The organism is Streptomyces sp. NPDC098789, assembly GCF_044759975.1.
GTDB lineage: Bacteria > Actinomycetota > Actinomycetes > Streptomycetales > Streptomycetaceae > Streptomyces.
The window spans coordinates 73,376-98,423 of the sequence record NZ_JBIWAJ010000011.1 but is presented as its reverse complement, the minus strand read 5'-3'; the positions used below and the strand labels follow the sequence as shown (position 1 = coordinate 98,423).

The 25,048-nt window shown below is 71.5% G+C and carries 23 protein-coding genes and 1 pseudogene; 14 read left to right on the top strand and 10 right to left on the bottom strand.

All coding sequences use genetic code 11. The features are described 5' to 3' along the window. The first annotated feature begins 40 nt into the window (after positions 1-40). Positions 41-1,363, top strand: a complete 1,323-nt coding sequence (locus ACIQWR_RS22425) for a serine/threonine-protein kinase (RefSeq protein WP_404012249.1) — start codon at positions 41-43, stop codon at positions 1,361-1,363. 7 nt (positions 1,364-1,370) lie between these two features. On the opposite strand, the gene ACIQWR_RS22420 is transcribed toward ACIQWR_RS22425, so the two are convergent. From ACIQWR_RS22420 to ACIQWR_RS22390, 7 genes are all read right to left on the bottom strand, one after another. Continuing rightward, entirely contained in the window at positions 1,371-1,886 is a 516-nt protein-coding gene (locus ACIQWR_RS22420) for a hypothetical protein (RefSeq protein ID WP_404012246.1), read from the bottom strand. A gap of 57 nt (positions 1,887-1,943) precedes the next feature. Beyond that, positions 1,944-2,357, bottom strand: a complete 414-nt coding sequence (locus ACIQWR_RS22415; RefSeq protein WP_404012243.1) for a Uma2 family endonuclease — start codon at positions 2,355-2,357, stop codon at positions 1,944-1,946. 160 nt (positions 2,358-2,517) lie between these two features. Continuing rightward, positions 2,518-3,285: a succinate dehydrogenase iron-sulfur subunit gene (locus tag ACIQWR_RS22410; protein WP_404012241.1), complete on the bottom strand. Its 768-nt coding sequence runs from the start codon at positions 3,283-3,285 to the stop codon at positions 2,518-2,520. After that, positions 3,285-5,048 (bottom strand): succinate dehydrogenase flavoprotein subunit, encoded by a 1,764-nt coding sequence (gene sdhA / locus ACIQWR_RS22405; protein ID WP_404012238.1) that lies wholly within the window; start codon positions 5,046-5,048, stop codon positions 3,285-3,287. The genes ACIQWR_RS22410 and sdhA overlap by 1 nt, the downstream gene beginning before the upstream one ends. 11 nt (positions 5,049-5,059) lie before the next feature. Then, positions 5,060-5,551, bottom strand: a complete 492-nt coding sequence (locus ACIQWR_RS22400) for a succinate dehydrogenase hydrophobic membrane anchor subunit (RefSeq protein WP_399259559.1) — start codon at positions 5,549-5,551, stop codon at positions 5,060-5,062. 5 nt (positions 5,552-5,556) lie between these two features. Then, positions 5,557-5,937, bottom strand: a complete 381-nt coding sequence (sdhC, locus tag ACIQWR_RS22395; RefSeq protein ID WP_330332151.1) for a succinate dehydrogenase, cytochrome b556 subunit — start codon at positions 5,935-5,937, stop codon at positions 5,557-5,559. A gap of 152 nt (positions 5,938-6,089) precedes the next feature. Then, a complete protein-coding gene (locus tag ACIQWR_RS22390; RefSeq protein ID WP_404012618.1) occupies positions 6,090-6,653 on the bottom strand; it encodes a 2-oxo-4-hydroxy-4-carboxy-5-ureidoimidazoline decarboxylase in 564 nt (187 codons plus the stop codon). 366 nt (positions 6,654-7,019) lie between these two features. Here ACIQWR_RS22390 and ACIQWR_RS22385 point away from each other — a divergent pair, with 366 nt between their 5' ends. Both ACIQWR_RS22385 and ACIQWR_RS22380 read left to right on the top strand, forming a co-directional pair. Continuing rightward, on the top strand, positions 7,020-7,823 hold the full coding sequence (locus ACIQWR_RS22385) for an RNA polymerase sigma factor (RefSeq protein ID WP_404012615.1): 804 nt from the start codon (positions 7,020-7,022) through the stop codon (positions 7,821-7,823). Beyond that, positions 7,823-8,866 (top strand): hypothetical protein, encoded by a 1,044-nt coding sequence (locus ACIQWR_RS22380; protein WP_404012235.1) that lies wholly within the window; start codon positions 7,823-7,825, stop codon positions 8,864-8,866. Before ACIQWR_RS22385 ends, ACIQWR_RS22380 begins: the two co-directional genes overlap by 1 nt. A gap of 242 nt (positions 8,867-9,108) precedes the next feature. Here the strand turns inward: ACIQWR_RS22380 and ACIQWR_RS22375 are convergent, their stop codons facing one another. After that, positions 9,109-9,984 carry a peptidoglycan-binding protein gene (locus ACIQWR_RS22375; protein ID WP_404012233.1) on the bottom strand — a complete coding sequence of 292 codons (876 nt, stop codon included), beginning with the start codon at positions 9,982-9,984 and terminating at the stop codon, positions 9,109-9,111. A gap of 203 nt (positions 9,985-10,187) precedes the next feature. Here ACIQWR_RS22375 and leuE point away from each other — a divergent pair, with 203 nt between their 5' ends. Further along, on the top strand, positions 10,188-10,838 hold the full coding sequence (gene leuE / locus ACIQWR_RS22370; RefSeq protein WP_404012231.1) for a leucine efflux protein LeuE: 651 nt from the start codon (positions 10,188-10,190) through the stop codon (positions 10,836-10,838). 31 nt (positions 10,839-10,869) lie between these two features. Here leuE and ACIQWR_RS22365 read toward each other — a convergent pair whose 3' ends face one another. Next, complete coding sequence (locus ACIQWR_RS22365; RefSeq protein ID WP_404012228.1) at positions 10,870-12,201, bottom strand: polysialyltransferase family glycosyltransferase; 1,332 nt, start codon at positions 12,199-12,201, stop codon at positions 10,870-10,872. Next, the gene (locus ACIQWR_RS22360) at positions 12,198-13,178 is read right to left on the bottom strand and encodes a glycosyltransferase family 2 protein (RefSeq protein ID WP_404012226.1); all 981 of its coding nucleotides are present in this window, start codon (positions 13,176-13,178) and stop codon (positions 12,198-12,200) included. The genes ACIQWR_RS22365 and ACIQWR_RS22360 overlap by 4 nt, the downstream gene beginning before the upstream one ends. A 177-nt stretch (positions 13,179-13,355) precedes the next feature. Between ACIQWR_RS22360 and ACIQWR_RS22355 the strand changes: the two genes are divergently transcribed. From ACIQWR_RS22355 to ACIQWR_RS22310, 10 genes and pseudogenes are all read left to right on the top strand, one after another. After that, positions 13,356-14,687: a DUF6716 putative glycosyltransferase gene (locus ACIQWR_RS22355; protein ID WP_404012223.1), complete on the top strand. Its 1,332-nt coding sequence runs from the start codon at positions 13,356-13,358 to the stop codon at positions 14,685-14,687. After that, a pseudogene (locus ACIQWR_RS22350) lies at positions 14,684-15,424 on the top strand (cytidylyltransferase domain-containing protein); the annotation flags it as partial. The gene ACIQWR_RS22355 and the pseudogene ACIQWR_RS22350, both read left to right, overlap by 4 nt. Positions 15,425-15,480: 56 nt before the next feature. Further along, the gene (locus ACIQWR_RS22345; protein ID WP_404012220.1) at positions 15,481-16,389 is read left to right on the top strand and encodes an N-acetylneuraminate synthase family protein; all 909 of its coding nucleotides are present in this window, start codon (positions 15,481-15,483) and stop codon (positions 16,387-16,389) included. A 65-nt stretch (positions 16,390-16,454) separates the two neighbouring features. Continuing rightward, positions 16,455-17,615 carry a hypothetical protein gene (locus ACIQWR_RS22340; protein ID WP_404012217.1) on the top strand — a complete coding sequence of 387 codons (1,161 nt, stop codon included), beginning with the start codon at positions 16,455-16,457 and terminating at the stop codon, positions 17,613-17,615. Between the two features lie 137 nt (positions 17,616-17,752). Further along, entirely contained in the window at positions 17,753-18,997 is a 1,245-nt protein-coding gene (locus ACIQWR_RS22335; protein WP_399260119.1) for an amidohydrolase, read from the top strand. Positions 18,998-19,215: 218 nt separating this feature from the next. Next, positions 19,216-20,271 carry a BMP family protein gene (locus tag ACIQWR_RS22330; RefSeq protein ID WP_404012214.1) on the top strand — a complete coding sequence of 352 codons (1,056 nt, stop codon included), beginning with the start codon at positions 19,216-19,218 and terminating at the stop codon, positions 20,269-20,271. A 273-nt stretch (positions 20,272-20,544) separates the two neighbouring features. Then, positions 20,545-22,188, top strand: coding sequence for an ABC transporter ATP-binding protein (locus ACIQWR_RS22325; protein ID WP_404012612.1), 1,644 nt, complete (start codon positions 20,545-20,547; stop codon positions 22,186-22,188). Beyond that, positions 22,185-23,300: an ABC transporter permease gene (locus ACIQWR_RS22320; protein ID WP_404012212.1), complete on the top strand. Its 1,116-nt coding sequence runs from the start codon at positions 22,185-22,187 to the stop codon at positions 23,298-23,300. Before ACIQWR_RS22325 ends, ACIQWR_RS22320 begins: the two co-directional genes overlap by 4 nt. Further along, on the top strand, positions 23,297-24,562 hold the full coding sequence (locus ACIQWR_RS22315; protein WP_404012209.1) for an ABC transporter permease: 1,266 nt from the start codon (positions 23,297-23,299) through the stop codon (positions 24,560-24,562). The genes ACIQWR_RS22320 and ACIQWR_RS22315 overlap by 4 nt, the downstream gene beginning before the upstream one ends. After that, positions 24,559-24,957 (top strand): cytidine deaminase, encoded by a 399-nt coding sequence (locus ACIQWR_RS22310; protein ID WP_404012207.1) that lies wholly within the window; start codon positions 24,559-24,561, stop codon positions 24,955-24,957. The genes ACIQWR_RS22315 and ACIQWR_RS22310 overlap by 4 nt, the downstream gene beginning before the upstream one ends. The last annotated feature ends 91 nt before the right edge of the window (positions 24,958-25,048 follow it).

Genomic DNA, 25,048 nt, shown 5'->3' with positions numbered 1-25,048 from the left:
AGCGCTTCGGGGTGCGGGGCGCCTGACGTACGATCCGCCCATGGGGGAGCTGTTGGCGACGGGCACGACTTTGGCCCAGGGCCGTTACCGCATAGAGGGGTTGATCGGCGGCGGCGGGATGGCCCAGGTGTATCGGGCCCGCGACGAGCGGCTCGCGCGCACCGTGGCCCTCAAGGCGATGCGCGGGGACCTGCCGCACGACCCCGGCTGGGCGGCCCGGTTCCGGCGCGAGGCGCAGGCGATGGCCGCGCTCAACCACCCCAACGTCGTGGCCGTCCACGACACCGGGGAGGAACCCGGGCCCGGCGGGGGCGAGCCCGTCCCCTTCATCGTCATGGAGCTGGTCCCCGGCCGCAGCCTCGGCGACCACCTGCGCGAGCGCGGCCCGCTCCCGGTGGCCGAGGCCCTGGACCTCGCCGCGCAGATGCTCGCGGCCTTGGCCGCGGCCCACGCGCAGGCGCTGGTGCACCGGGACATCAAGCCGGCCAACGTCCTGCTGACCGGCGACGGCACGGCCAAGGTCACCGACTTCGGCATCGCCGCGACCGCGGAGAGCGCGGACGCGGCCCTGACCCGGACCGGCACGGCGATCGGCACCCCGCCCTACATGTCCCCGGAGCAGGTGGAGGGCAGGCGAGGCGTGGACGGCCGATCCGACCTCTACTCGCTGGGCGTCGTCCTCTTCCAGATGCTGTCCGGCCGGCTCCCGTTCGAGGCCGCGTCGGGATACGCCGTCGGCTACATGCACCTCCACACCGCGCCGCCGACGCTGTCCGAGGTCGGCATCGAGGTACCGGCGCCCGTCCAAGGGCTCTTGGACGCGGCGCTGGCGAAGCAGCCGCAGGGCCGCTTCCCGGACGCGACCACCATGCGGGCCGCGGTGCTGGCGGCGGCCCGCGCCGACCCGCCGACGGAGGTCGTACGGACCTCCGCTCCCGGGGCGCCGGCCCCGGCGCCCACGCGGCCGACTGCGCCCCGCGCGCTGCCCGCGCTGCCCGCCACGGCCCTGTTCGCGGACCGGCCGGTCCCGCACCTGCCCCCGACCCCGGAAGGCCGCCTACGGGGCGCCCTGCGCTTCCTGCGCGGCATGCCGAAGCCGTCGCGCGGTGCGGTCAAGTTCCTCTGCTTCGCGGCCTCTTACCTGATCGGCTGGCGGTGCGTGACGATCGTGCAGGGAGGCGAATGGCCGCCGCTGGTGACGGCGGCGGTGGGGATCGGCTGCCTCTGGTACGGCGGCGCGGAACGGGGCGCCCGCATCCGGGGCCCGGTCTCCTTCTTCCACAGACTGCTCACGGTGGTGGGCTGGGTCTTCTACGGCGGCAGCGCGCTGGTCCTCGCGGCGACGCTGCTGATCAGGAAGTAGCGAGCCCTCAGATGCTGAGCGAGCGGGCGTAGTTGAGCTGGTTCATCACCCAGGGGAAGGTGTTCATGTCGACGGCCGGGATCATCGTGGCGTGGTGGCGACCGCCGCTGGTCACCGTCACCTGGATGTAGCCGCTGGTGACCTTCTCCTTCATCAGGAGGAAGAGCAGGCCGAGCAGGCAGAAGACGGCGAAGACGACCGCGAGCACGATGGACGAGGTGGGGATCTTCTCCTCGGTGCGCGAGAAGTCCGTGGCGTTCCACATCGCGCCCCTGAGCGGCATGGTCCCGCTCGGGGTGATGATCTGGTCCCCGGCGACGGTGATGTCCCCGAGGGCGAAGGACGCCATGCCGGGGGCCGCGTACGGGACGCCCTGACCGCCGAGCGTGGGCTGCTGGTAGGGCGGGGCGTCGGGATAGGGCTGGGGGTATCCGTAGCCCGGGTTGCCGGGCTCCCACTTGGGCTCGCCGGATCCGCCCTGCCCGGGATCGCCTGCGTACGGGTTCGGCTGCTGCTCACTCATACGGCCGATCTTTCCACAGTCCCCGCACGGCTCCCACGGCCTTGCACGACCACCGCCCTACGGGGCGGTGAGCTCCCCGGTGATCGTCAGACCTTTGGCCGGCCCGTCGGGGACGGTGACGGGGGTGCCGTAGCCGACCCGGGTCTTCGACCCGTACGTGCCCTTGGCCGGGTCGGGGGAACTGAAGACGGTCACCGTGCCCCCGTCCTCGAAGTCGTCGATGACGAGGTACACCTCGATGCCCGCCTGGGCGTACCAGCGCTGCTTGCGGATGTGATCCCGGCGGTGGGCCTCCTTGCCGGGGGAGACGATCTCCGCGACGAGCGGGACCCTGGTGGCGTCCACGCCCAGCCCTTCCTCATCGGGGATCTCGGCCCGGTAGCCCTCCGGAAGGGCCATCGCCTTCCAGGCTTGCCAGATCACCTCGTCGAGACCCGGGTCGCACGGTGCCTCATGGGATGGGGTCGGCATGGGAGGCACCGTACCGCCGTTCGCCCGTCGCCCCGGTGCGATGAAAGGTTCATCCGGGGGATCTCCACCTCTACGGGCGACCGGTGACCGGTACGCCGAAGGCCCCGCCCCCGGTGCGGACACCGGGGGCGGGGCCTTCGTGTGACGACGGACCCGGGGGTCAGAAGCGGCGCGTGATCAGGGCGCGCTTGACTTCCTGGATGGCCTTCGTGACCTCGATGCCGCGGGGGCACGCGTCGGTGCAGTTGAAGGTCGTGCGGCAACGCCACACGCCGTCCTTGTCGTTCAGGATCTCCAGGCGCTGCTCTCCGGCCTCGTCGCGCGAGTCGAAGATGAAGCGGTGCGCGTTGACGATCGCCGCCGGGCCGAAGTACTGGCCGTCGTTCCAGAACACCGGGCACGAGGACGTGCACGCGGCGCACAGGATGCACTTGGTGGTGTCGTCGAAGCGCTCGCGGTCCTCGGCGGACTGCAGGCGCTCGCGCGTCGGCTCGTTGCCCTTGGTGACCAGGAACGGCATGACGTCCCGGTACGCCTGGAAGAAGGGCTCCATGTCGACGATGAGGTCCTTCATCACCGTGAGGCCCTTGATGGCCTCGACCGTGATGGGCTTCTCCGGGTTGAGGTCCTTGATCAGCGTCTTGCAGGCGAGCCTGTTCTTGCCGTTGATCCGCATCGCGTCGGAGCCGCAGATGCCGTGCGCGCAGGACCGGCGGAAGGTCAGCGTGCCGTCGAGGTCCCACTTGATCTTGTGGAGACCGTCGAGCACGCGCTCCTTCGGGTCGATCTCGACCTGGAAGTCCTGCCAGGTCGACTCTTCCGAGATCTCCGGGTTGAACCGGCGGATCCGGAAGGTGACCGTGATGAACGGGGAGGCCGCGGCCGCCGCTTCCATCTCGTCCGTCTTGGACATGGTCGGGGTGGCCATCAGTACTTACGCTCCATCGGCTGGTAGCGGGTGACGACGACGGGCTTGTAGTCCAGCCGGATCGTGTCCTTGGCGTCCGCCCCGTCACCGACGACCTCGCGGTACGCCATGGTGTGGCGCATGAAGTTGACGTCGTCGCGGTTCGGGTAGTCCTCGCGGTAGTGGCCGCCGCGGGATTCCTTGCGCGCCAGGGCCGAGACGGCCATGACCTCGGCCAGGTCGAGCAGGTTGCCCAGCTCGATGGCCTCCAGCAGGTCCGTGTTGAACCGCTTGCCCTTGTCCTGGACGGACACGTGCAGGTACCGCTCGCGCAGCTCCGCGATCTTCTCGACCGCGGTCTTGATCGTCTGCTCGGTGCGGAACACCATCACGCAGGCGTCCATCGTCTCCTGGAGCTCCAGGCGCAGGTCGGCGACCCGCTCCTTGCCCGTGGAGTTGCGCAGCCGCTCGACCTGGTCGATGACCTGCTGCGCCGGGTTCTCCGGCAGGTCGACGTAGTCGTTCTCCGCCGAGTACTTGGCCGCCGCGATGCCGGAGCGCTTGCCGAAGACGTTGATGTCCAGCAGCGAGTTGGTGCCCAGGCGGTTGGCGCCGTGCACGGAGACGCAGGCGACCTCGCCGGCCGCGTACAGGCCCGGGACGACGGTGGTGTTGTCCGACAGGACCTCACCCTCGACGTTGGTCGGGATGCCGCCCATGGCGTAGTGCGCGGTGGGCTGGATCGGGATCGGGTCCGTGTAGGGCTCGATGCCGAGGTAGGTGCGCGCGAACTCCGTGATGTCGGGCAGCTTGGCGTCCAGCTGCTCCGGCGGGAGGTGCGTCAGGTCCAGGTACACGTGGTCGCCGGCCGGACCGCAGCCGCGGCCCTCGCGGATCTCGGTGTAGATGGAGCGCGAGACGACGTCACGGGACGCGAGGTCCTTCATGACCGGCGCGTACTTCTCCATGAAGCGCTCGCCGTCCTTGTTGCGGAGGATGCCGCCCTCACCGCGGGCGCCCTCCGTCAGCAGGATGCCCATGCGCCAGATGCCCGTCGGGTGGAACTGGAAGAACTCCATGTCCTCCAGCGGCAGACCGCGCCGGAAGCAGGCCGCCTGGCCGTCACCGGTGAGGGTGTGCGCGTTGGAGGTCACCTTGAAGAACTTGCCCGTGCCGCCGGAGGCGTAGATGACGGACTTCGCCTGGAAGACGTGGATCTCGCCGGTCGCCAGCTCGTACGCGACGACGCCGGCCGACTTCTGGACCCCGTCCTCCTCCACGAGGAGCTGGTCCAGGACGTAGAACTCGTTGAAGAACTCCACGCCCTCCTTGACGCAGTTCTGGTACAGCGTCTGGAGGATCATGTGGCCGGTGCGGTCCGCGGCGTAGCAGGACCGGCGGACCGGGGCCTCGCCGTGGTTGCGCGAGTGGCCGCCGAAGCGGCGCTGGTCGATGGTGCCGTCCGGGGTGCGGTTGAACGGCAGGCCCATCTTCTCCAGGTCGAGGACGGCGTCGATGGCCTCCTTCGCCAGGATCTCGGCGGCGTCCTGGTCGACCAGGTAGTCACCGCCCTTGACCGTGTCGAAGGTGTGCCACTCCCAGTTGTCGTCCTCCACGTTGGCGAGCGCGGCGGCCATGCCGCCCTGCGCCGCGCCCGTGTGGGAGCGGGTCGGGTACAGCTTCGTGAGCACGGCGGTGCGGCTGCGCTTCGTCGACTCGATGGCCGCGCGCATGCCCGCGCCACCGGCGCCGACGATGACGGTGTCGTACTTGTGGATCTTCATCAGGAATCGCCTCAGCCCGTGCCGCGGATGTTCGGGTCGAAGGTGAAGATCACCAGCGTGCCCAGAAGGATGGTGAACACCGTGGCGGTGTAGAGCAGGCCCTTCAGCCACAGCCGCGTGTTGGCGCGCTCCGCGTAGTCGTTGATGACGGTACGCAGACCGTTGGCGCCGTGCAGCATCGCCAGCCACAGCATCAACAGGTCCCAGCCCTGCCAGAACGGCGAGGCCCAGCGGCCCGCCACGAAGGCGAAGCCGATCTTGGACACGCCGCCGTCCAGCACGAGCTGGATGAGCAGGTGGCCGATGACCAGGACGACCAGGACGATGCCCGAGAGGCGCATGAAGAGCCACGCGACCATCTCGAAGTTGCCGCGGGTCGCGCGGGGCGTCTTGCTGGTGCGCTTGCGCGGGGCCTCGATGTACGGCGCCGGGTTGTCGACGTCGTAGAGGCTCACGCCCTCCACGTCGCTGATGCCCTGGGCGGAAGAAGTGTCAGAAGACATGCGTGTCACTTCCCGAACAGTTCGAGGTAGGCGTGGTGCAGGACGGGGTACACGGCCCCGGCCATCAGCACGACCCAAACGCCCACCACGGACCAGAGCATCTGCTTCTGGTAGCGGGGGCCCTTGGACCAGAAGTCCACGGCGATGACACGGAGACCGTTGAGCGCGTGGAAGAGGATTGCGGCGACGAGGCCGTACTCCATCAGCGCGACGATCGGCGTCTTGTAGGTAGCCACGACATCGTCGTACGCCTCGGGGGAGACGCGGACGAGAGCGGTGTCGAGGACGTGTACGAACAGGAAGAAGAAGATGAGGACGCCGGTGACTCGATGAGCCACCCAGGACCACATTCCTTCCCGGCCGCGGTACAACGTTCCAGCCGGCACGGAAAACCCTCCGGAAGCGGGGCGGGGGCCAGCCGGCTTCATTGTCGGTCGGGCCCGGCCGGGTACGGTCCTCCGGCCCCGGACATCGTAGCGACGCTTTGTCGGTTCCCTTGCGCGGGGGCCATCGGTGTGATCAAACAGGCACGGACGGACTATCCCACAGGAGCGAAACGCCCCAATTCAGACGCGTCGTCGGTGGTTCCGGCACCGGCCCCGCCCGACATGTGGAGAAAACCCACGAGGTGGGCGAGTCGTGAACACGCGACCCGGCGCAGCTCGTCGGCCGAGGTGGCCCGCTCCTCGTCGAGCTCGTGCGCCATCCGCCGCCGGATCGCGGCCAGCACCTGGTGCGCGTGCTCCTCGGCCGGGTGCCCGTCGAGGCAGATCACGAAGGCGTGCCCGAACTTCCGCTCGTACTCCGCGTGCGCCGCGCCCAGCGCGAGGTGCGCGGCGTACGGGGCGTCGGGGGCCAGCTCCGCCGAGGACTCCTGGGCGAGCGCCTGGGCCAGGTCCGCCTGGCGCAGGTCGTACGCCGCCTCGTCCGCGGCGGCCAGCAGCGCGTCCAGGTCCGGGTACGGCCGGTGCTCGGCCACGCGGTGCGCCCAGCGGTCGCTGCCGCAGCAGCGCAGCAGGGCCTCCCGGGCGGACTCGGCCGACGCCGCGTTGAACCGAGCCAGCGCGCTGCCGCGGACCTGCGCCGGAAGGTGGCTGGACAGCGTGGGGCTCCTCGGGATGCTGGTGGGGTGTCACGCCACGCTATCGACGCGGAGGCCCGGGCGACGTACCCAACCGCGGATTTCACCCGGAAGAGAGCCGAAAGGAGGAGATGGGGTGGGTTGCGGAGGTTGTGGAGGGGAAGGCGACCGAGACCGCCACCCCCCACAGGAGAGGCCCCGGCCGCCATCCGTTACGGGCTCGTGCGACAAGCCCGTACCCCTGTCAGCGCCGCGAGTGCGTTTTGTGTCACACCTCGCTTCGCGCACGGTTGGTTGCAGGTTGTACAACGCGTGGACGGGAGCCGCGACACGCCGTAACGTGCTGATTTGCGCCAGACGTACAGGACAGTGAACGGGTTGGGGACTTTGCTGGGGGACGACGCGGAGCTGACCGCCGCGGTGCTCGCGGCACAGGACGGCGACGAGAGCGCGTTCCGTACTGTGTACCGCGCGGTGCACCCGCGCCTGCTGGGCTATGTCCGCACGCTCGTCGGGGACGGCGACGCCGAGGACGTGACCTCCGAGGCCTGGCTGCAGATCTCCCGCGACCTCGACTCCTTCACCGGCGACGCCGACCGCTTCCGCGGCTGGGCCGCGCGCATCGCGCGCAACCGCGCCCTCGACCACATGCGGATGCGCGGCCGACGCCCCGCCATCGGCGGCGACGAGAGCGAACTCACCGGCCGCGCCGCCGACTGCGACACCGCGGGCGAGGCCATGGAGGCCCTCTCCACCGGCCGCACCATGGCCCTGATCGCCCAGCTCCCGCAGGACCAGGCGGAGGCCGTCGTGCTGCGCGTGGTCGTCGGCCTCGACGCCAAGAGCGCGGCCGAGACCCTGGGCAAGCGACCCGGCGCCGTACGGACCGCGGCGCACCGCGGGCTCAAGCGGCTCGCCGAGCTGATCGTGAGCGAGAACGACCTCGTGGCGGGTGGCGGGTCGGGCGACGGAGCGGGTGGCGGGGCGGGCGGCGGGCGCGCCGCGGGCCTCGGGGATAATCGGCCCGGCCGCACCGGTGACGGAGGCGGCAGTGGAGCAACGGGAGCCGCCGGGGACACCGGTGGCGGCCGGGATCTGGACGCCGTACCCGCCCAGCGGGGCCGGTTCGGGGGGCTCGCGGAGCGAACCGGTGTGACGCATTCACGTTGGCGGACGCAGAAGGACATGTGATGGCCGACGATCGCACCAGGTGGCTGGACAAAGCCGCGGCGGACAGACTGCTGCGCGGTGAACCGGTGGACCCGAGCGGTGACTTCCGCATCCGCGCGGACGCCGCCCGGCTGCGCGACGCCCTGGACTCCCTCGCTCCCCGCGCGGCCGCCACGACCGAACTGCCCGGAGAGGCCGCCGCGCTGGCCGCCTTCCGCGCGGCGCACCCGGACCGTGCGGCCGGCCGATCGGTCGGCGTCGCCGCCGGTGCTGCCGCCGCCGGTGCTGTCGGTGCGGAACCGCTGGTCGCCATCGTTCCCGTACCGACGCCGACCGCGGTCGGCGTCGCGGGCGGGACGGCCCGTGCCCCGCGCCGGGTCGGCGCGTGGCGCCTCGGCCTCGCGGCCGCCGTCGCCAGCGTGGCCATCGGCGGCGTCGCGGCCAGCGCGGGCGCCGGCCTCTTCGACCGCGCCCTGCACCTGAACGCGGGCCCCCTGCCCACGGCCGAAGTCAGCGCCGAGGACACCCCGGAGCCGGTCGGCGGCACCGCCGCACCGAGCGCCCCGGCGCCCCGGTGGTCGCGGCCGTCGGACGCCGGCAGCACCCCGGGCGGCCCGCACACCCCGGGCCCGGAGGGCCGCGCCACCCCGGGCGCCACCGGCGCCGCCGCGAGCGGCGGGAACAACGGCGGAGCGGGCGGTACGGACGGCACGGGCGCCACCACGGGCAACGGCGCGGGCAAGGACAACCGCGAGCACTTCGGGATCACCGAGGGCGGCGGCGCAGGGGAGGGCAAGGACACCCTGCGCGGGGCGGCCGACCTGTGCCGCGACTTCAACTCCGGGCGGCTCAGCGGCGACCGCGAGAACCGGTTGAACCTGCTGGCCAAGGGCCGTCAGAAGGTCCAGCGCTACTGCGACGAGCTGCTGAAGAGCACCCCGGGCACCCCGCCGAAGGGGACCGGCCCGACGGACCCGCTGCCCGTTCCGGGCCCCGGGCCGGGCCCGGGCACCGGGGACCCGTCGGGTGCGGCGGGCTCGCTGGGCCTGCGCCTGCGCCGCTGAAAGGCGCCCCGCGCACCCGCTCTGAGCTGGCTGTAACACTTTTCGAACCACCGGCGCAGTAACAAGTGAGCCGACTGGTCATCGGCCGCGCATGAGCCGGGGTTCCCCCCGTACCCCTGGGCTCTGCGCAACCTGGCGCGGGCGGGGTTCGTTCCCCCGGCCCTGCCCGCGCCTCTTACTTCCGTCTCCCGGCCACCGGCTACCGGCCCCGGTGACCTTCCCCGGTCACCGGACCGCCCCGGTCACCAGTAGACGACGACCTTGTCGCCGACCTTCACCTGGTCGTAGAGCGCCGACAGCTTCGCCTTGTCGCGCACGTTCACGCAGCCGTGCGAGGCACCCGCGTAGCCCCGGGCCGCGAAGTCCGACGAGTAGTGCACGGCCTGGCCCTCGCTGAAGAACATCGAGTACGGCATCGGCGTGTGGTAGATCGTCGAGACCCAGTCCTTCGCCTTCCATCCCACCTGGAACTCGCCCTCGCGGGTCGGGGTGTTCTCCGAGCCGAAGCGCACGTCCATCGTGGAGACGACCTTGCCGTCGATCATCCAGGCCAGGGTGCGGCTCTCCTTGCTGATGCACATCACCCGGCCCTTCATACAGCGCGCGTCCGGCGCGTCGACCTGGTTCGTCGTCGGCGACATCTCCTCGGCGGTGGGCTTCTTGCTGGCGCTCTGGACCTTCTTCCAGGTGGCGTCGTCCACCGAGCCGGACACGGTCAGCTGGTGCTTCGTCTGGAAGGCCTTGACCGCCGCGATCGTCTTGGAACCGTAGAAGCCCGTGGGCGTCGCGCCGAACATGCCGAGCTGCTTGAGCCGCGCCTGGAGCTCGCGCACGTTGTCGTCCTCCGTGCCCTCGGCCATCAGGTACTTGACCTGGGAGGCGGAGGCGGAGGCCGAGGGGGACCCGGACGCCGAAGCGGAAGCCGAGGGCGAGGCGTCGCCCGGCTTGTTGTCCTGGGCCGACGGCGAGGCCGGGGTCGAGGCGGCCGGGCTGGAGGCGGCCGGCCCCTTCGACTCCGACTTCTGCGGCCCGCAGGCGGTGGCGGTGGCGGCGAGAGCCACCGCGGTGGCCACTCCGAGCGTGCGGATGACGACTCTCTGGCGGTTCAGGCGGTGCATGGCAGGTCCCCCGGTTTCTATGACGTGTAACTAGACGATGCCTCGCGGGCGCGGATAGTTGCGGGCGCTCCCGGGATGTTGCGCCTTTGTGACCGGAGGCCGCTGCGGAGCCGTTCTACCAGGCCGGGCCCCCTCTCCGTGGCGGGCAACGGGGCGTGTACGGGCACTATGTTTCGGCCACCTGGTTCTGAGACACTCCGGACATGTATGGCGTCACAGACCTTCCGACCTACCTCGCCGGCCTCGTCCTGATCATCCTGCTGCCCGGCCCGAATTCGTTGTACGTGCTGTCCGTGGCCGCCCGACGCGGCGTACGGACCGGATACAAGGCCGCCGCCGGGGTGTGGACCGGGGACGCCGTGCTGATGACGCTGGCGGCGGTGGGGGCGGCCTCGCTGCTCCAGGCCAGCCCGGTGGTGTTCGGGGTGGTGAAGGTGCTGGGCGCCGGCTACCTGTCGTGGCTGGCGGTGGGGATGCTGCGGGGGGCCTGGGCGATGTGGCGGGCGCGGGGGGCGGAGCCGGAGGCGGTCGCCGCCGCGGCTGCCGCGCCGTCCGGTCCGGAGCGCCCGTACCGCCGGGCGCTGTTGATCAGCCTGCTCAACCCGAAGGCCATCCTGTTCCTGATGTCCTTCTTCGTGCAGTTCGTGGACCCCGCGTACCCCTACCGGGGGCTGTCGTTCCTGCTGCTGGGATCACTGCTGCAGGTCGGCAGCTTCCTGTACCTCACGCTCCTGATATTCGGCGGCACCCGCCTCTCGGCGGCCTTCACCCGCCGCCGTCGCCTCTCGGCCGGAGCCACCTCGATGGCGGGCGTCCTCTTCCTCGGCTTCGCGGCGAAACTGGCGACGAGCTGACCCCTGCGGGGTGCGGGCCGTGAACGTCGGTTCAGCGCAGGCGGCGTAGGACCGCTCGGCGGAGGCGGCGCAGGGTGCGGTGGGTGGCCAGGGGGGTCAGGCGGGTCGGGACGCGGCCGCCCGGGAGGGCCAGGGAGGTCAGGCGGCGGCGGGTGAAGTAGGGGCGGGTGCGCGGGGTCAGGTGCGCCGCCAGGTACGCCTCGGCTTCGGGGCGGCGGGCCGCCAGGACCTTCGGCTGCATCGTGAAGCCGACCGCCGTCAGGAGGGCGGTGAGGTCGGGGAGCGGGGGCGTGGGCTCCGCCAGGTCCGGGACCAGGGCGTCCACCAGGACCAGGGGGACGCGGTTGCTGTTCTGGTACGGGGTGAGGCGGGCCAGCACCTGTTCCGTGCCGATCCGGGCCACCGGGAGTCCGTACAGGGTCGCGGCCGTGAGCAGGGCGGTGGAGAAGCAACCCACGACCAGGGCGGGGCGGATGCTCGCGAACAGGGTCTCGGCGAGCACCGTCGCGGGCAGCACCCGCAAGGGCACGCCGAGGCGCGCCGCCTCCTCCTCGGCCCGCCGGGAGTACCCGGCCGGGGCGCCGGGGTGCGGTTTGAACAGCAGCCGCCGGTGTCCCCGGGCGTGGGCGCCCCGGACCATCGCGGCGTGCAGTTCCTCCTCCTCCGCGGCCGTGAGCAGGTCGAGCGCGGACAGGTACTGGCCGAGGAGCAGGGCCGGCGGCTCCGGGTCCTCGGCCGGGCCGGCCTCCGGCGCCGGGAGTTCCGCCAAGACCTTCAGGAAGGCGTCCGTCGGGACCGTCCGGGCCGGTACGCCGAACTCGGTCAACAGCAGCGGTTCCAGCCCGGGCATCAGGTCCAGGTGCAGGACGCGCCGCACCCGGGTGCCGAGCTGCGGATCGAGCCGGAAGCGGGTCGGGCCGTAGCTCATCAGCCCGTCGGCGTAGACCTCGACGGCCGCGCCGGGGAAGAGTTGGCACAGCGCCTGGGCCGGGGCGACCTGTACGGACTCCACGTACAGCTCGATCCGGTCGTCGCCCAGGCCCCAGAGCGCGCGCAACTGGCGTTCCCACAAGGGGGCGTCCTGCGGTCGCGGGGTCCAGGCGCCGGGGTGGAAGGGGGCGATCGTCTCGTTCCAGTCGAGGACCTCGTCGAAGCGGGTGCGCAGGGCGTCGAAGCCCGGCATCGAGGCGAGGGCCGGAGAGACCTCCGGCACCGGGGCGTTGTTGCTGGTCAACAGGATGCGGTGGACCGGCGGATCCGCCGGGTCGGTGGGGTCGCAGGCCCCCGCGTCGACGGCGGCGGCGAGGGTGGCCGTCCCGTACAGGGTGGACGCGAGGAAGATCTGGGTGGTGGGCCGGTTCACGCCGACGCCCCCCGGGTCGAAGGGGTGCGGCGCAGCAGTCGCCGCAGCAGGGCGCTCCGTTCGGCGTCCATCGAATTCAGCGTCTCGTCGAGCAGCGGCCGGGGCATTCGCCGGAGCGCTTCCGCACTCATCGAGCGGAGTTTTCGGGCCACGGCCGGTTCGAACCTTTCCATGGATCCGATGTGGTGGGCGATAATTGCGCAATACGTGCGAACGGCTTTCGGGAGGAGGTCCGCGGATTCATGATCTTGGGCGGTTTCCGACAGGACCTGATCGAATGCGCGGATGAAATCGAGCTGACGCTCGTCGCCGATCTGCGTCAAGGAGGTGGAGACCCCGCGCCGGTAGAAGACCCCGGGCAGGCCGACCGCCGCGAACGAGCGCGCCCCGCGGTGCAGCCGCCAGATCCACGGCCGGTCCTCCGCGGTCCGCAGCCCGTCCGTGAAGTGCAGCAGCCCCCGGTCGAGGAGGCGCCGGTGGTACATCCCGGCCCAGGCGTACGGGTAGTCCACCGAGGTGGACCGCCCGGCGGGCAGGATGGCGCCGCGCGGGTCGGCCACCACGTCGTACGGGCCGTGCGGGACGCGCTGCACGACCCGCTCCCGGCCGGTCACCTGGACGTGGTCCGTACGGACGAAGTCGCAGTTCAGGCCCTGGATGGCGGCCAGGGTGCGGGTGAGGTGGCCGGGGGCGAGCCAGTCGTCGCCGTCCAGGAAGGCCAGGTACTCGCCGCGCGCCGCGTCCAGGCCGGTGTTGCGGGCCGTGGCCAGACCGCCGTTGCGGTCGCACCGCAGGTGCACGGCCCCGGGCAGCTCGCGGACCGCCCGCCGCAGCAGCTCGCCCGTCCCGTCCGTCGAACAGTCGTCGACGAGGAGGAACTCGATGTCGTCCCTCGCGTTGCGGCCGAGGCTCGTCAGGGCGTCCGGGGCGTATGCGCGCACGTTGTAGAACGGCACGACGACAGAGAGCTTCAGCACCCGGGCGACGTTATGGGGGCGTCCCGGCATTCGCCATGGACCGGACGAGGACTTCGTGTGAACGACGCGCGGCGGCTGCGTTAACCCGCCCGCCTCCGCATTTCGCCGACGGCTTGTTAACCCGCTGTTGCATGCTCGTTGGGCCGGTCAAGCCAATTCCCGCATAGCTTCTCGGTCGTGCCAGTAAGCCAGCGGGTCGCCGTTCTCGCCGATTCCGATACGCGATGGAAATGGGGCGCGCTCACCGCCCGCGAACTCGTGCCGGGCACGCCGGACCCCTCGGGGACCGGCGGCCACCACCTCACCGGATACCTGCTGCGCGGCCGGGCCACGCCCACCGCCCGCCAGCTCGGCGAAGTGGGCGCCCGGGTCGACCGACTGACCGAGGTGACCTGCGCCGGATTCCTCGACGAGCTGCGCCGCGAACGCTACGACGTGGTCGTCCTCGCCCTCGTCGGCGGCGCCGTCCAGGCCGTCCTGCACGGCGTGCGCGCCCTGTGGCCCGAGCCGGCGGCGCGCCCCGTGCTCGTCACCGGGTACGTCGGCGTCGTCTACGAGAAGCTCGCCGACGGGCTGCTGCTGCGCCACGGCGCCGACCTGGTCCTCGCCAACTCCCGCCACGACGCGCAGCGCTTCCGCGCCGTGTACGAGGGGGTCGGCGCCGACGCCGGAGCCGTCACCGAGACCGCCCTGCCCTTCCTCGGCGGCGCGCCGTACGAGGGAGCGGGCGGCGGCCGGGCCCGCACCGTGGTCTTCGCCGCCCAGCCCTCCGTGCCCGAGAGCCGCGCCGACCGCACGTACCTGCTCGCCCGGGCCGCCGGGCACGCCAGGGCCCACCCCGACCGCGAGGTGCTGATCAAGCTGCGCAGCCGCCCCGGCGAGCACACCACGCACTTGGAGGAACTCCCCTACCAGCGGCTCGCGGACCGGCTGCCCGGCGGGCTGCCCGCCAACTGCCGCCTGGTGTACGGGAACATGGGGGAGGTCCTGGACCGCACCGACCTGCTGGTGACCGTGTCCTCGACCGCCGCGCTGGAATCCCTGCACCGGGGGATCCCCACCGCCGTCCTCACCGACCTCGGCGTCCGCGAGGCCCTGGGCAACCACCACTTCACCGGCTCCGGCTGCCTCGCCTCCTGGGACCGGCTCGACGCCGGGCTGCTGCCGACGGGGGACCCCGGCTGGCTCGCCGCGCAGGGGGTGCTGGCCGACGCCGGGGCCTTCGACGCGGCCCGCGCCCGGGTCGCGGAGCTGGCCGCGCTGCCGCTGCTGGCGCCGCCGGACCCGTACTACACGCTCACCACCGCGCCCGGGTACCTGCCCGGACTGCTGGCCCGCCACCACCTGGCCCCCGACGGCACCCCGCTGCCCGGCTCGACGCGGCCCGCCGCGGGGGAGTCCCGGCTGCGCGGCTGGCTGCGCGGGCGGCTGCGGGAGGCGGCGCGGGGCGCGTACCGGCACGGGGTCCAGCGGGTGGCCCCGACGATCCGCAGGATGGGGGAGCTGTGAGGGTGCTGGCCGTGATCCCGGCCCGGGGAGGCTCCAAGGGGGTGCCCGGCAAGAACCTCGCGGAGGTGGCCGGCGTGCCCCTGGTCGGCCGGGCGGTGCGCGCCGCGCTGGCCGCGCCCACCGTCACCGACGTGGTGGTCTCCACCGACTCCGACGCGGTCGCCGACGCGGCGCGGGCGGCGGGGGCCGACGCCCTGCGCCGCCCGGCGGCGCTCGCCGGGGACGCCGCGAGCAGCGAGAGCGCCGTGCTGCACGCCCTGGAGTCCTTCGAAGAACTGCACTCGGTCACCGTGGACGTGGTCCTCCTGGTCCAGTGCACGAGCCCCTTCCTCACGGCCTCCGACGTGGAGGGCGTCGCCGCGGCGGTGGCGGGCGGGGCCGCGGACTCGGCGCTGACGGTGGCGCCCTTCCACGGCTTCCTCTGGCGCGCCCCGGACCAGCGCGCCCCGGACCAAGGCGCCGCAGAGGCCGCCGCGGGCGCCGTCACGGGGGGCGGGGTCACGGGCGTCAACCACGATCCCGCCGTCCGGCCGCGCCGCCAGGACCGGCCCCGGGACCTGTTGGAGACCGGCGCGGCGTACGCCATGGACGCGGCCGGCTTCCGGGCCGCCCGGCACCGCTTCTTCGGCCGGGTCCTCCCGGTGCCCACCGACCCGTCCCGGGTCCTGGAGGTCGACGACCCCCACGACCTGGCCCGCGCCCGCGCCCTGGCCCCCCTGCTGGACGACCCGCCACCACCCCGCACCCGCAAGCGCACCCGTACGCGCACCCGCACCGAAGGGCGTCACCTGACATGAGCGTCACCTCCAACCCCCGCCTGCGCCGGATCGGATCGCGCACCGCCGGTCCCGGTCGGCCCGTCTACGTCGTCGGTGAGATCGGCATCAACCACAACGGCGACCTGGACACGGCCCTCGCGCTCGTTGACGCGGCCGCGGACGCCGGGTGCGACGCCGTCAAGTTCCAGAAGCGGACCCCCGAGATCTGCACCCCGCGCGAGCAGTGGGACGTCGAACGCGACACCCCCTGGGGTCGGATGAGGTACATCGACTACCGCCACCGGGTGGAGTTCGGCGAGGCCGAGTACCGCGCCGTCGACGCCCACTGCGCCGAGCGCGGCATCGACTGGTTCGCCTCCCCGTGGGACACGGAGGCCGTCGCCTTCCTGGAGGGGTTCGGCGTGCCCGCCCACAAGGTGGCCTCGGCCTCCCTCACCGACGACGAGCTGCTGCGGGCCGTACGCGCCACCGGCAAGACGGTCGTGCTCTCCACGGGCATGTCCACGCCGCGCCAGATACGGCACGCGGTGGAGGTGCTCGGCAGCGACAACATCCTTCTGTGCCACGCCACTTCGACCTACCCGGCCAAGGCCGAGGAGTTGAACCTGCGGGTGATCAACACCTTGCAGGAGGAGTACCCGAACGTCCCGATCGGCTACTCCGGCCACGAGACGGGCCTCCAGACCACGCTGGCCGCCGTCGCGCTGGGCGCCTCCTTCGTCGAGCGGCACATCACCCTCGACCGGGCGATGTGGGGCTCGGACCAGGCGGCCTCCGTCGAGCCCGGCGGCCTGCACCGGCTGGTCCGCGACATCCGCACCATCGAGGCCGCGCTCGGTGACGGGATCAAGCGGGTCTACCCCTCCGAGCTCGCCCCGATGAAGAAGCTCCGCCGGGTCCAGGGCGCCCTGGCCGGGGTCTGACCCCCCGCCCCCAGCCTCCCCGGCGCCCCCTCCCCTCCCCGGCGCCTCCGACGAAGGAGCACCCGATGACCCCCACCGCCGCCACCCTCGCCCTCGTCGAGAGTCCGGTCCAGCTCCTGAACGCGCTGGAGTGGGCCCACGCGAGAGGCGCCGACGACGCGGCCCGCGGCCCGCTGCTCGGCTCCGTCCCGCGCCAGCCGGCCTACCGCGAGGCCCACCGGGAGCCGGGCGGCGGCGCGGGCGGCGCGGCGCCGCTGCGGATCGTCGTGCTGCCGCCCACCGACCCCATGTCCCGCGGGCAGCTGCGCCGGATGGCCGGGCTGGCCCGCGACGAGGGCCACGAGGTGCGCTGGCAGGAGGCCCGGGGCGGCAAGCTGGCCCCCTTCAAGGCGCTCGTCGCGCTGGTGCGCGAGGTGCGGGCCGCCCGCCGCGTCGTCATCGGCGACCCCTTCTCCCGCTACGTCCAGCTGCTGCTCACCCTGGTCCGCGCCGACGAGCTGGTCGTCGTCGACGACGGCACCGCCACCATGGAGTTCATCGACCGGACCGCGCGCGGCGAACGGCTGGTGCGCTGGCACCGGGCGGGCGGCGGCGGCCTGCCGGGCCGGATCCGCGAGCTGGCGTACGCGCCGGTCTCCGGGACCGCGCGCCGCCGGTTCACCGCGGTGCGCGAGGGGCGCCGGGTCGAGGTGTTCACCTCGATGCCCGTCACCGCGCCGCCGGGCATGGGGCTGCGGCTCAACGACTTCGGCTGGGCCCGCTCGCGCTTCGGCCCGCCGCGGCTGACCAAGGGCACCGACCTGGTGGGCACCTCGCTGGTCGAGACGGGCGTGGTGGACCCGGACCGCTATCTGGCGGCCGTACGGGCGCTGGCCCGCGAGCACGGCGCCACCCGCTACTTCGCGCACCGCAGGGAGTCCCCGGACAAGCTGCGGGCGCTGAGCGAGGCGACCGGACTGGAGATCGTCCGGCCGGACCTGCCGCTGGAGCTGATCGCCCGCCGGGGGCCGGTCGGCCGGACCGTCGTCAGCTTCCCCTCGACGGTCGTGCACACCCTGCCGTACGCGCTCGCGGGCACCGGGGTCACCGTCGCGGTCCGGGAGATCGATCCGGCCTGGCTCACCCGGAACGCGTCCCCGCGGGCCCGCGGCTTCCTCGCCGGGGTCACCGAGACCGCCCGTGATGTGCGCAGACTCCCCGCCCACACCGCCCAGACGGCTCGATGAGCGGCGGAGTTTACCCCCGGGGGTATGCGCTCATGCGCCCAGAGGTCGGGTTTTCTTCGCCTAACGGGTTGAACTTTTCCTGATCTACGGCCAGTTGACCCGTCCGTGCGCCTACCCTTCAACGGGTGAACCAGTTGATGTCCCGCGAGTCACTGACCGCCCTGCCCGGCGAGCCCGCCCAGCCCGAGCTGCCCGGTACGCTGCCGGACCACCTGCGTGCCGAACTGATCGCGTTCCGCCGGGACTTGCACATGCATCCCGAACTCGGGCACCAGGAGTTCCGCACCACCGCCGCGCTCAAGGCGAGGTTGGAGAAAGCGGGCCTGCGACCACGGGTACTGGACTCCGGTACCGGGCTCATCTGTGACGTCGGCAGCTGGGACGGAGTGGTGCCGATGCTCGCCATCCGCGCGGACATCGACGCCCTGCCCATTCCGGACGCCAAGACCCACGTGTCCTACCGCTCCACCGTCCCGGACCGCGCCCACGCCTGCGGTCACGACGTGCACACCGCCGTGGTGCTCGGCACCGGCCTGGTCCTGGCCGAGCTGGACCGCCAGGGGCTGCTGCCCCGGCCCGTGCGGCTGCTCTTCCAGCCCGCCGAGGAGGTGCTGCCGGGCGGTGCCACCGAGGCCATCGACTCCGGCGCGCTGGACGGCGTGGGCAAGATGATCGCGGTGCACTGCGACCCGCGCGTGGACGCCGGCCGGATCGGCCTGCGGGCCGGCCCGATCACCTCGGCCTGCGACCGGCTGGAGGTCACCCTTGACGGGGCCGGCGGGCACACCGCCCGGCCGCACCTGACCACCGACCTGGTGACGGCGGCGGCCCGGATCGCGCTCGACGTGCCCGCGCTGCTGTCCCGCCGGATGGACGCCCGTAGCGGCATGGCCGTCACCTGGGGCCGGATCGAGGCCGGGCACGCCTGCAACGTCATCCCGATGCACGCCGAGCTGTCCGGGACCGTGCGCTGCCTGGACCTGGCCGCCTGGCACGAGGCGCCGGAGCAGGTGCACGCGGCGATCGACGAGATCGCGACGATGCACCGGGCCAAGTCGACGATCAACTACGTCCGCGGGGTGCCGCCGGTCGTCAACGATCCGGCCGTCGTCGAGCTGCTGCGCGAGTCGATGGCGGCGCGGCGCGGTGCGGACTCGATCGAGGACACCGAGCAGAGCCTGGGCGGCGAGGACTTCTCCTGGTACCTGGAGCACGTGCCGGGCGCGATGGCCCGGCTCGGGGTGCGCGCGCCGGGGGACACCGCCAAGCGCGACCTGCACCGCGGCGACTTCGACGTGGACGAGTCCGCGATCGCCGTCGGGGTGGAGTTCTTCACCGCCGCCGCGCTCCTCGACGGGCGCCGCGCAAGGCCGATCAGGTAAAGCTCCGTACAACAACCGAGAAGCGGGGGGTGGCCGCGTCCGGCCCTTGATACACAAGGGCTGGACGCCTGTCCGGTTACCAATCGGTCACTGTCCGGTTCGCGACGATCCGATAACGACTCATGTACGGGTCTTTAACTGACATCTACGCGCGTTACGATCGCGGCGAAACCAGCGCCGGTCCCGGCGCTTCGGTCAGGTTTTGAAGGAGCCTCCCCTTGCGCCGGATCACCAGGATCGCCACCGTGGGCATCGCCTCCGCGGCGCTCGCCCTCTCGGCCACCGCCTGTGGCGGTAAGAAGTCCTCGGACACCGGATCTTCCTCCGACAAGAAGGAAGCTTCCGTCGCCATCGCGTACGACATCGGTGGCCGTGGCGACCAGTCGTTCAACGACGCCGCCTACGCGGGCCTCCAGCAGGCCGAGAAGGACTTGAAGGTCAAGGGCGCCGAGGCGGAGCCCACCGACGGCGAGGGCGAGGCGGACAAGGTCCAGCGCCTCACCGAGCTGGCCCGCAAGGGCAACAACCCGGTCATCGGCGTCGGCTTCTCCTACGCCCCGGCCATCAAGAAGGTCGCGCCGAAGTTCCCGAAGACCACCTTCGGCATCATCGACGACACCTCGGTGACCGGCCCGAACATCGCCAACCTGGTGTTCAACGAGGAGCAGGGCTCCTACCTGGCCGGCGTCGCCGCCGCCAAGGTCTCCAAGACCGGCACGGTCGGCTTCATCGGTGGTGTCGAGGTCCCGCTGATCAAGAAGTTCGAGGCGGGCTTCACGCAGGGCGTCAAGGACACCAACCCGAACGCCAAGGTGCTCTCGCACTACCTGACCCAGCCGCCGAACTTCGACGGCTTCTCCAAGCCCGACCTCGGCAAGGCCACGGCGCAGGGTCAGCTCGACGCCGGCGCCGACGTGATCTACGCCGCCGCCGGTCTGGCCGGCTCGGGTGCCATCGAGGCCACCGCCGCCAAGGGCAAGTGGGCCATCGGCGTCGACTCGGACCAGTACAACCAGGCGGGTCTGGTCAAGTACAAGGACCGCATCCTGACCTCGGTCACCAAGCAGGTCCAGCAGTCCGTCTTCAACCTCATCAAGTCGGTCGAGGACGGCAAGCCGCAGACGGGCGAGATCCGCTACGGCCTGGACAAGGACGGCGTCGGCCTGGCCGACTCCAACCCCGAGTACAAGAAGATGACCGACGTCATCGCCGCGGTGAACCAGGCGAAGGCCGACATCATCGCGAAGAAGATCACGGTCAAGACCACTCCGTAACGTCTTGACTGACGGGTCGACATGGTTTCCGGGGTCCGGGCAGCGGTCTCTACCGCTCCCGGGCCCCGAGCCGTCTTCCTCGGTTCTTGATCGCTTTTTCTGGCCACTTGGCCGCAAGTTTTCACTTCCGACAGTGCTACGCGCGTAGAGGCATCGTGGACGCGATACCTTCTCTCCTCCGCTCTGTCCCCCCTGCCGCCACGGCATTTCCAGCTCCTTCCGCGCCAAGGAGAGTGCGTCATCAACGCGTCCAGCCCCCCTCTCGCCGTAGAACTGAACGGCATTACCAAGCGCTTCCCCGGCGTCGTCGCCAACAAGGACATCGCGATCAGCGTCCGCAAGGGCACGGTCCACGCCTTGATCGGTGAGAACGGCGCCGGCAAGTCGACCCTGATGAAGATCCTCTACGGCATGCAGAAGCCGGACGAGGGCACCATCGCGATCGACGGGGAGCAGGTCACCTTCTCCAGCCCCGGCGACGCCATCGCCCGCGGCATCGGCATGGTGCACCAGCACTTCATGCTCGCCGACAACCTCACCGTCCTGGAGAACGTCGTCCTCGGCGGCGAGAAGCTCTACGGCATCGGCGCGAAGGCGCGCAAGAAGATCATGGAGATCTCCGACGCGTACGGCCTGGGCGTGCGCCCGGACGCCCTCGTCGAGGACCTCGGCGTCGCCGACCGGCAGCGCGTGGAGATCCTCAAGGTCCTCTACCGCGGCGCGAAGATCCTCATCCTCGACGAGCCGACCGCGGTGCTCGTCCCGCAGGAAGTGGACGCGCTCTTCGACAACCTGCGCGAGCTCAAGGCCGAGGGCCTGACCGTCATCTTCATCTCGCACAAGCTGGGCGAGGTGCTGAAGGTCGCCGACGACATCACCGTCATCCGGCGCGGCACGACGGTCGGCACCGCCGACCCGCGCGACCCCAAGACCACGACCAAGCTGCTCGCCGAGCTGATGGTCGGCTCCGAACTCCCCTCGCCCGAGACGCGCGAGTCCACGGTGACGACGACCCCGATGCTCCGGGTCGAGGGTCTGACCGTCGCCGAGACCGGCATCGTCGCCGTCTCCCACACGAGTTCGGCCCGCATGATCTCGCCGCTCGACCACTACGTGGACGAGAGCGCCGAGGTCGGCAGGCTGTTGCTCGACGGGGTCAGCCTCACGATCCACAAGGGCGAGATCCTTGGGATCGCGGGCGTCGAGGGCAACGGCCAGACCGAGCTGATCGAGGCCCTCATGGGCATGACCGTCCCCGACGCGGGCGTGGTCACCCTGGACGGCGTCGACATCACCAGGACCTCGGTCCGCAAGCGCCGCGAAGGCGGCATCGGTTACATCCCCGAGGACCGCCACCGGCACGGCCTGCTGCTGGAGTCCTCCCTCTGGGAGAACCGCATCCTGGGCCACGTCACCGAGGCGCCCAACTCCAAGCGCGGCATCCTCGACCCGAAGGCCGTCCGCAAGGACACCGAGCGGATCGTGCGCGAGTACGACGTCCGCACGCCCGGCATCGACGTCACGGCGGCCTCGCTCTCCGGCGGCAACCAGCAGAAGCTGATCGTCGGCCGCGAGATGAGTCACAACCCCAAGTTCCTGATCGCCGCCCACCCCACCCGTGGTGTGGACGTCGGCGCGCAGGCCCAGATCTGGGACGCGATCCGCGAGGCCCGCCGCGAGGGCCTGGCCGTGCTGCTGATCTCGGCCGACCTGGACGAGCTGATCGGCCTGTCCGACACCCTGCGTGTGATCTACCGCGGCCGCCTGGTCGCGGACGCCGACCCGGCGACCGTCACCCCGGAAGAACTCGGCACCGCCATGACGGGCGCCGCGACCGGGCACCTGGAAGCACCCGACAACCACTCCGACGCCGGTGCCGACGCTGGTACCGCTTCCCCGGAGGACGAGGCCCGATGAAGAAATTCGACAAGGACCGGCTGCTCCTCGCCTTCGCCGGGCCCGCGCTCGCACTGGTCGCCGCTTTCGTGCTGACCGTGATCGTGCTCGCGGCGACGGGCGTGGACCCGATCGACCCGCTGCGCATCATGGTGGAGAACGCCGGCTACGAGGACGTCCAGATCCTCATCCTGAACCAGGCCGGCACCTACTACCTGGCGGCGCTGGCGGTGGCCATCGGCTTCCGGATGAACCTCTTCAACATCGGCGTCGACGGCCAGTACCGCCTCGCCGCGATGGTCTCCGCCGTCGTGGGCACCGCGGTGAGCCTGCCCGGGCCGCTGCACATCCTGCTCATCGTGGTCGTCGCCATGCTGACCGGTGCCTTCTGGTCCGGCATCGCGGGCGTGCTGAAGGCCAAGCGGGGGGTCAGCGAGGTCGTCTCCACGATCATGCTGAACGCCATCGCGACCAGCCTCATCGCCTGGCTGATCCTGCCGAAGAACTTCGGCGTCCAGCCCGCGGGCTCCAACGACCTGACGACCGGTGACATCGCCGAGTCCGGTTGGTTCCCGGCGGTGACCGTCGGCGACGGCCTGGAGATCTACGGCTTCACCTTCGTGGCCTTCGCCCTCGGCATCGTCTACTGGTTCGTGCTCAACCGCACCCGCTTCGGCTTCGACCTGCGCGCCACCGGCGCCAGCGAGTCCGCCGCCCAGGCGTCCGGCGTGGACGCCAAGAAGATGATCATCACCTCGATGGTGATCTCGGGCGCGGTCGCGGGCCTGTCCGGCATGCCGCAGCTGCTGGGCGAGACCCACACGTACAACCTGTCCTTCCCCGTGGGCGTCGGCTTCACCGGCATCACCATCGCGCTGCTGGGCCGCAACAGCCCGGTCGGCATCCTCTTCGCCGCCTTCCTGATGTCCTTCATCGACAAGGCCTCGGCCGGTCTCGACACGGCCGGGTACGCGAAGGAGATCGGCACGATCATGAAGGGCCTGATCGTGATCGCCGTCGTCGTCTCCTACGAGCTCGTCCGCCGCTGGGGCATCCGCCGCCAGCAGCAGAAGGTCGGCGAGGAGCTGGCCGCGGGCCACGCCATCAAGACCGAGAAGGAGGTCGCGGCGTGAGCGCCAGCACCGTTTCCGCGACGAAAGCGGCCCCCAAGAAGCAGACCGGCCGCAAGAAGCTCACCCTGCCCTGGATCATGCTGATCATCGCGGGCGGCCTCGCGCTGATCTCGCTGGTCCGCGTGATCAGCGGGGCCCAGGACCTGACCTCCGTCGGCCAGGTCTCCGGCGCGCTCTCCCTCGCCGTGCCCATCGGCCTCGCCGGTCTCGGCGGCCTGTGGGCCGAGCGCGCGGGCGTCGTCAACATCGGCCTCGAAGGCATGATGATCCTCGGCACCTGGTTCGGCGCCTGGGCGGGCTACCAGTGGGGCCCGTGGACCGGCGTGGTCGTCGGCATCGCGGGCGGCGCCGTCGGCGGCCTGCTGCACGCGATCATCACGGTCACCTTCAACGTGAACCACATCGTCTCCGGTGTGGCCATCAACATCCTGGCCCTCGGCTTCACCCAGTACCTGTCGAACTTCACGTTCAACGAGGCGCCCGGCGGCTCCTCCAAGCAGTCGCCGCGCGTCGAGGAGATCTACCAGATCACCGTGCCGGGGCTGTCCGACTGGCTGACCACCCTCCAGGGCAAGCACTGGTTCTTCCTCTCGGACCTCGCCGGCGTCCTGGGCGGTCTGGTCACCAACCTGTCGCTGCTGACCGTCGTGGCCCTGCTGCTGATCCCGGGCACCTGGTGGGTGCTGTGGCGCACCAGCTTCGGCCTGCGGCTGCGCTCCTGCGGCGAGAACCCCGTCGCCGCCGAGTCCCTCGGCGTCAACGTCTACAAGTACAAGTACATCGCCGTGATCGTCTCGGGCGCCCTCGCGGGCCTCGGCGGCGTGTTCCTCTCCGAGGTCGCCAGCCCGATCTACCAGGAGGGCCAGACCGGCGGCCGCGGTTACATCGGTCTCGCCGCGATGATCTTCGGTAACTGGATGCCCGGCGGCATGGCGCTCGGTGCGGGCCTCTTCGGCTTCACCGACAGCCTCAAGCTGCGCGGCGGCGCCGAGAACGTGCACGCGATGCTGCTGCTGATCGCGATCCTGCTCGTCCTGGCCGTCGCCTGGCAGCTGTACAAGAAGAAGTACGTCTCGGCGATCGTCTCCGCGGTCATCTCCGCCGGCCTCTTCCTCTGGTACGCGACCACCGACGCGGTGCCGAGCCAGTTCGTGGACGCGGCCCCGTACCTGACCACCCTGCTCGTGCTCGCGCTCTCCGCGCAGCGCCTGCGGATGCCCAAGGCGGACGGCATGCCCTACCGCAAGGGCCAGGGCAAGTGACGACCGCGACCGAGCCCGACTGGGACGCCCTGCGGGAGGCCGCCCGGGACGCCATGTCCCGGGCGTACGCCCCCTACTCGGGCTTCCCGGTCGGCGTCGCGGCCCTCGTCGACGACGGCCGCACCATCACCGGCTGCAACGTCGAGAACGCCAGCTACGGCCTCGGCCTGTGCGCCGAGTGCGGGCTGGTCTCCGCCCTGCAGGCCACCGGTGGCGGCCGCCTGACGCACTTCACCTGCGTCGACGGCAAGGGCGAGGTCCTGGTGCCCTGCGGGCGCTGTCGCCAGCTCCTGTACGAGTTCGGCGGGCCCGAGCTCCAGGTGGAGACGCCCGAGGGCGTCCTGCCGCTGGCGGCCATGCTGCCGCAGGCCTTCGGGCCCGACCACCTGAGATAGCCGTGCGGACGGCCCTTCGCCCTTCGGGGCGGAGGGCCGTCCTGCTTCCCCGCACCTCCCTCACCCCTCATCTCTCTATGCGCGTAGAAGG